This is a genomic window from Compostibacillus humi (genome assembly GCF_014637175.1).
Taxonomy (GTDB): domain Bacteria; phylum Bacillota; class Bacilli; order Bacillales; family Amphibacillaceae; genus Oceanobacillus; species Oceanobacillus humi.
The window spans coordinates 66095-72327 of the sequence record NZ_BMEV01000007.1 but is presented as its reverse complement, the minus strand read 5'-3'; the positions used below and the strand labels follow the sequence as shown (position 1 = coordinate 72327).

The following is a 6233-nucleotide window of genomic DNA, read 5'->3' as shown; positions in this document are numbered from 1 at the left end:
CGAACGTGACCGCCGTCAAAGAAAGGAAATCATCTGTGCCGTTGAGGAGCAGCTTGAAAATTTGAAACAATTACCGAATGAAGCCCACCACAAACGGGCATGTGCTTTACGGGTGCATAAAGTGTACGGGAAATATATCCGCCAATTGAAAGATGGTACCTTAAAACTGAATAAGCAAGCCATACGGGATGAAGAGAAATACGATGGCAAATACTTAATCCGGACATCCGACGATACGTTATCCCTTGAGGATATTGCGTTAGGGTATAAGCAGTTACTTCAAGTCGAAAGCGCTTTTCGAACGTTAAAGTCCACATTAAACATACGGCCGATGTACCATCGGCTAGAGAGACGAATTCGAGCTCATATCATCATTAATTGGCTGGCACTTTTACTTGTCAGGTTGATTGAAAATGAAACCGGCTCGAGTTGGAATTCCGTGCGTCGTGAGGTCCAAAGGCTTCAAGTGGGTCATTTCACCACGAAGGATGGAGAACTATATCGTACGACGACACCAACCGCCAAACAGAAAGAGATTTTCAATAAAGTAGGCGTGAATCTGCCTCCTGAAATTTTAGAAATCAAGCCGAAAAGCTAGTAACACAATAATTATGCCCTTTTTACCCCTCAAAACCTTGATACACAAAGCTTTGAGGGGCATTCGTTTACCTAGTCACTGTCGAACTTGGGTTACTAGCATGGCAGGAAAAGGGAGCACTTGTTTATTTGGGCACCCTGAAACAGAGCATGAAAGGGACATCGTCTGCTGCTTTTCCCGTGATAGATAAAGCAGCTTTGGATCAAAAAGACATGGGACGGGAAAAGAATTATTTGCCCATGCCATCCATGCGGAGAGTCCTTTTCGCCATCACCCCTTTGTCGCCATAAATTGCGCTTCCATCCCGAGCGATTTATTGGAAAGCGAACTGTTCGGCTATGAAAAGGGCGCATTTACCGGGGAAACGGGGCGAAAAATCGGCAAAATTGAATTTGCCGACGGGGGAACGTTATTTTTGGATGAAATCGGGGCAATGAGTCTGCCCATACAGGCAAAGCTGTTGCGGGTGCTACAATTTAAAACAATGCAAGAGTTGGAGGTGATGAAAAGTTTTGTCGAGCGCCAGCGAAATGCGGGAATGAATGTACAAATACTCTCTGGTGACGAAGCCCGGGAACGGTAGCCGGGGTATGGACGCCGTTCATTCTGAAGCGAATTGGGATTCACATTCCAATTATCCCCCGGAAAGGGCAAATTTTAGTTTCCTAATGGATGGAGCCGCTTTTTCCTTGCAATATATTATCCGCATCGTACATTGCCAATAAAATAAATCCGAAAAAAAACAACCCGGAGCAGCCGCAAAGTGCAGGATTATCTTTAGGGCAAACGCGGAGCGGCACCTTGCTCATTGGCGGTTCCCGCGAATTTGCGGGCTACGATATAACCCCAAATGTGCAGCTTGCGAAGGAAATTGCCAACGTTACCGTACGAATTTTGCCAGTACTGAAAGATACGCACATTATTCGCACCTTCGCTGGGCTCCGTCCATATACGCCGGACGGATTGCCGATTATCGGTAAGACAGGAGAAGCGGAAGGTCTTTACATTGCGGCCGGACATGAAGGAGACGGGATCGCCTCGGCGCCAACTACAGGAAAAATCATTGGCGGGAGGCTCCTCGGCCAGCTGTACGAAGATCCGTCTTTGCCGGATGGAGAGGAGGAATGGAACGGGAAAGAAATCGCCAACAATCTGGCATTGGAAGCAGAAAGCCTTGGCGTGCAAATTTTTACAAATACGCTCGTTTGGTCGGTGAAAATATGTGAGGATAAAGGAGAGATGATGCAACGGGAGAATACGGCTCAATAATCTCTTATGATGCACATGGCTTTGCTGCCATTGAATAAGAGGACAATGATTTCCCCTTTGAAACAAGGCTTAGAACGGAGCAGTAAATTCCCAATTGAGAAATGTCCAAACCGACGGGAATAAGTTGCAAAAAGAACTAGTATGATAACATTATAGGTTTCGAAATATTCTGCACATCATAAGGGGATGATCTTTTTGAAACGTATTGTGATGGCAGGGATTACCGGGCGTACAGGAAAGGCTGTCGCAAACGTGCTCCGCCGTTTGGATGATTGTCAAATTGTAGCGGCGGTGGGGAAAAATTCTGCCGGCCGGGATATTGGTGAACTATTGGGAGGAAAAAGCAACTTCCGTTATATTTATCCGGACGTGCCATCGGCATTGGAAAAAACGGATGCGGATGTATATATTGATTTTACGGCTCCCGATGCAGCTCAGAAAAATGCTGTGTCTGCAGCGAAACATGGGTTGGACATCATTATCGGCACAACCGGTTTAACGAAGGAATCGGTAGAATGTATTGCGGAATTGCTGCGGGAAGAAAATCGCTTCGGGATTATTGCCAGCAATTTTTCCATCGGCATCGCAGCGATGGTGAAAATGGGAAACATCCTTCGAGAATATTATGGCGGAGAAGAGCTGCAAATTATTGAAAAGCATCATACTTCGAAGCGGGACTGTCCATCCGGGACAGCGCTATATTTGCAGCAGCAGCTCGATTTAACGGAAGATGCCATCATTGCAAAAAGAGTGGCAGAGAAGGCGTCTTATCACGAAATAAAATTCGCTGCCAAAAATGAAAATCTGTCCGTCTCCTATGAAGTGACGGGGAGGGAAGTTTTCGGTGAAGGCGTGGCCTATATATTGAGAAACATGCCAAATTCCGGGGTGTACTATGATTTCCTATCCTTTATCGAGCATATCGAAAAGAGAAAATAATGTTATCTTGATTATGTCACCACAACTGAAAATCCATGCTGTAAAAAAGTTTGACGGATTTATATGAAAGTCCTAACATTTTACTTTCTTCCTTTTTCCCTATATCATTTAAATGGACAGAATATTTGATGTAGGGAGGTTTACAGCATGGCCTTTGTTATTTTGGAACCTTGCCAGTCGGAAAAAGCTGCCGAGTGTGTGAGCGTTTGTCCAGTAGATTGTATTGAAGAAGGTCCCGATCAGTTTTATATAGATCCCGATGTGTGCATTGACTGCGGCGCGTGCAAAGCTGTTTGTCCGGTCAGTGCTATCGAAGAGGAATACGATTTAACGCCGGAACAAGAGATCTTTTTGCAAAAAGCAGAAGAATTTTTTGCCAACCGATGAGAAACTGCCTGCTGTTCGCTGGGCAGTTTTTTCTTTTCGCTATTGGGACAGGGTTAATGGATTGGAGGGGAGTTAATGGAAAACAGACATTTATTTTTGTTTGGCGGCAGTCCCCCTTTTACGGAAAAGTTAGGGAAGAAATTTGCGCAGTTAACGCTTGGAGGAAAAGTTGCCATTTTATTTTTGGAAAGGGACGGCTGGGAACAATATATGCCGAAGTATACGTCCGTTTTAGAAAACTTTTGCCTGGATGACTTTGCTTATCTTGCCCTTCGCCCCAAGCCGGATGACAACACTTTGGAAATATTATCGTCTTGTGCGGGAATTATTATCGGCGGCGGGGAGACAGAACGCTACAGGGATTATATTGTAGATACGTTGGTCGGAGAACGGATTAAAGAACGGTACGAAGAAGGGGTTCCCGTTGCCGGTTTTTCTGCCGGTGCGCTAATTGCACCGGAAAATTGCGTCATCCCTCCCATCGACAACTGCGAAAACAAACATCTCTTTCTCCGAGGATTAGGCCTCATCAAGGATTGTGTTATCAGCGTTCATTATACAAAATGGCAGCAAGAAGCAAACTTAAGGAGCGCTATATGGAAAGTCCGAACACCGGTCGGCTATGGTATGGATGACGGAGCAGGCCTCTATTTTATGAATGAACGTGTTGCTGAAACGGACGGAGGCAATGTCTATACATTTAAAAAATAGGTAATAGAACTTCAACGCAGAAGTTCTATTTTTTTCGCATTCATTGATATTTTCCCTTGAACTTTACGTTAACGTTAATGGTAAAATAATAATCAGAAAATTATATCAAGGATGATGGGTGTGAAAAGTAAAAATACATATACAATTTCCGAGCTGGCAAAGGAATTTAACATATCGACGAGAACGATTCGCTATTACGAAGAACTGGGGTTTTTCCGGCCGATGCGGAGCGAAGGCGGGCAGCGGATTTTTACGAATAAAGAAAGGGCGAGATTAAAGCTGATCTTTCGCGGGAAAAAGTATGGATTTTCCCTGGAGGAAATCCGGGAGATGATCCAGCTTTTTGATATTGACCCGTCGGGGAAAAAGCAGCTGGAAAGGACGATTGCCTACGGACGGGAAAAAGTGAAGGAGGTGACGACCCGGATTGACGAGCTCGTCTTCATGCGCAAAGAAATGGAAAAGCTGCTGGCGGATTTCGAAAAGCAGCTAAAAACTTTGGAAAAGGAGGGATCTTCTGATTGAAGCGGGCGAAGTGCTCACGTGGCAGCGAACCTTTACGGAGGGGGAGATGACCCAATTTGCCAATCTTGCCGGAGACGAGGGATGGGAAAAGGCTTCCCGAGGGATGGCTCAAAAGTTATGAACGATGAGTATTTCAACGTCATTTTGCAGGGGGATACGGTCACATGCCCGTTAACAATGGCAGAGGAAAGAGAAACTGGAAATCGATGCCAAATTCATCAATTAGCGAACGAAATAATATTATCCGGTTCCAGTTTTGGAATCGTGAAAAAATATAGGAGGGATACGAAATGAATTTGCCAAATTTGCTAGCCCATCAGGCGCGTAAATTTCCGGACAAGGAGGGAATTGTCACACCGACGGAAAGGATTACGTACAAACAATGGGATCGGAGCGTAAATAAGCTAGCCAGCAGCATGCTAAAGCTCGGAATTGGCCGGGGAGATAAAGTCGTGCTCCATATGCCGAATACGAAAGAATTTTTGATCACGTATTTTGCCGTCCAGCGCATCGGGGCAGTTATCGTGCCGATTAATGCCAGGCTAGTCGGCAGGGAAGTAGAGTATATTTTAGAACATAGCGACGCGAAAATGTTTCTTACCCATGAGCTGCTGTTTGGCCAAGTTGCTGACCTTGCGGCGAATGAGCTGCTGCTCGTGAAAACGGGGGAAGCAGATGGAAATTGGCTTTCCTGGGAGCAGCTGCTGGAAGAGGGAGAAGAGGAGGAAATTGCCTGCCCGTTAACGGAAGATGATGAAGCTTCCATTTTGTATACATCGGGAACGACGGGGGATCCGAAAGGGGTTCTCTTTACGTATCGCAGCATTTTGACGGTGGCAACGTTGATTTGCATCGAAATGAACGTGAAACCGGAAAGCCGGATTCTGCATATGATGCCCCTCAGTCATTCTGCACCCCTTCATTTATTTATGGCAGCAGGGATTTACGTTGGCGCTGCCCATGTTGCCGTTCCGACATTTACGCCGGATTTGCTGCTGAAAACGGTGGAAAAGGAGCGGATTACCCATTTCTTTGGTGCGCCAATTGCCTATTTGGCCAGTGCAAAACATCCGAACATCAAGGAATTTGATTTATCGTCCATGGAATATTGGGTTTATGGCGGCGCTCCATTGGCGGCAAAGGAAGTGGAATTTTTAAAGGAAGTATTTACGACCGGAAAACTGATCGGGGTATACGGACTAACGGAAGCCGGGCCAAATGGAACATTGTTGCAGCATGAAGAACATGCGGAAAAAGCAGGGAGCATCGGCAGGCGGGCAGCCCTCCAATGCGAAATTCGCCTAGTCGATGACAATGGAAACGATGTAGCAACAGGAGAAGTCGGGGAAATCATTCTCCGCGGTGAGGGAAATATGAAAGGCTATTATAAAGATCCGGAAAAAACGGCAGAGACGGTAAAAGACGGCTGGGTATATACCGGGGATTTGGCAAGGCAAGATGAGGACGGCTATTACTGGATTGTCGAACGGAAGAAGGATGTCATCATTTCCGGGGGCGTCAATGTATATCCGAAGGAAATTGAAGATGTGCTCATTCAGCATTCTAATGTTGCGGACGTGGCGGTGGTCGGAGTTCCCCATCCGGACTGGGGCGAAACGGTGAAAGCCTTCATCGTGCTGAAAGAAGAAATGACAGACGTGGAGGCGGAATGCCGGGCATTTTTGCAAGGGAAAGTGGCGGACTATAAAATCCCGCGTTTATATGAAGTGATGGATGCGTTGCCGCGAAATGCCACCGGAAAATTGTTGAAAAACCAATTGCGTGCACGTGTGACAAACTAAGG

Annotated in this window: 8 protein-coding genes and 1 pseudogene; all 9 read left to right on the top strand. The window is 46.0% G+C overall.

The window, feature by feature from the left end; genetic code table 11:
* On the top strand, positions 1-598 hold a 598-nt coding region (locus IEV18_RS03115), incomplete at its 5' end, for an IS1634 family transposase (protein ID WP_188390914.1).
* 214 nt (positions 599-812) lie between these two features.
* Positions 813-1094: pseudogene (locus tag IEV18_RS03110) on the top strand (sigma 54-interacting transcriptional regulator); the annotation flags it as partial.
* 176 nt (positions 1095-1270) lie between these two features.
* Entirely contained in the window at positions 1271-1867 is a 597-nt protein-coding gene (locus IEV18_RS03105; RefSeq protein WP_188390913.1) for an NAD(P)/FAD-dependent oxidoreductase, read from the top strand.
* 195 nt (positions 1868-2062) lie between these two features.
* A complete protein-coding gene (dapB, locus tag IEV18_RS03100) occupies positions 2063-2806 on the top strand; it encodes a 4-hydroxy-tetrahydrodipicolinate reductase (protein ID WP_188390912.1) in 744 nt (247 codons plus the stop codon).
* A gap of 147 nt (positions 2807-2953) precedes the next feature.
* On the top strand, positions 2954-3193 hold the full coding sequence (locus IEV18_RS03095; RefSeq protein ID WP_188390911.1) for a ferredoxin family protein: 240 nt from the start codon (positions 2954-2956) through the stop codon (positions 3191-3193).
* A 75-nt stretch (positions 3194-3268) separates the two neighbouring features.
* Complete coding sequence (locus IEV18_RS03090) at positions 3269-3904, top strand: Type 1 glutamine amidotransferase-like domain-containing protein (protein ID WP_188390910.1); 636 nt, start codon at positions 3269-3271, stop codon at positions 3902-3904.
* 120 nt (positions 3905-4024) lie between these two features.
* Complete coding sequence (locus IEV18_RS03085; RefSeq protein ID WP_229733530.1) at positions 4025-4429, top strand: MerR family transcriptional regulator; 405 nt, start codon at positions 4025-4027, stop codon at positions 4427-4429.
* Between the two features lie 81 nt (positions 4430-4510).
* Complete coding sequence (locus tag IEV18_RS03080) at positions 4511-4723, top strand: hypothetical protein (RefSeq protein ID WP_188390908.1); 213 nt, start codon at positions 4511-4513, stop codon at positions 4721-4723.
* A complete protein-coding gene (locus tag IEV18_RS03075; RefSeq protein ID WP_188390907.1) occupies positions 4720-6231 on the top strand; it encodes a class I adenylate-forming enzyme family protein in 1512 nt (503 codons plus the stop codon). Before IEV18_RS03080 ends, IEV18_RS03075 begins: the two co-directional genes overlap by 4 nt.
* Positions 6232-6233: the final 2 nt, after the last annotated feature.

What these genes read in the sequence shown, in the direction of transcription:
- IEV18_RS03105 (WP_188390913.1), top strand. Translation starts at nt 1,271, where the DNA reads ATGGAGCCGCTTTTTCCTTGCAATATATTATCCGCATCGTACATTGCC.
- IEV18_RS03095 (WP_188390911.1), top strand. Translation starts at nt 2,954, where the DNA reads ATGGCCTTTGTTATTTTGGAACCTTGCCAGTCGGAAAAAGCTGCCGAG.
- IEV18_RS03090 (WP_188390910.1), top strand. Translation starts at nt 3,269, where the DNA reads ATGGAAAACAGACATTTATTTTTGTTTGGCGGCAGTCCCCCTTTTACG.
- IEV18_RS03080 (WP_188390908.1), top strand. Translation starts at nt 4,511, where the DNA reads ATGGGAAAAGGCTTCCCGAGGGATGGCTCAAAAGTTATGAACGATGAG.
- IEV18_RS03075 (WP_188390907.1), top strand. Translation starts at nt 4,720, where the DNA reads ATGAATTTGCCAAATTTGCTAGCCCATCAGGCGCGTAAATTTCCGGAC.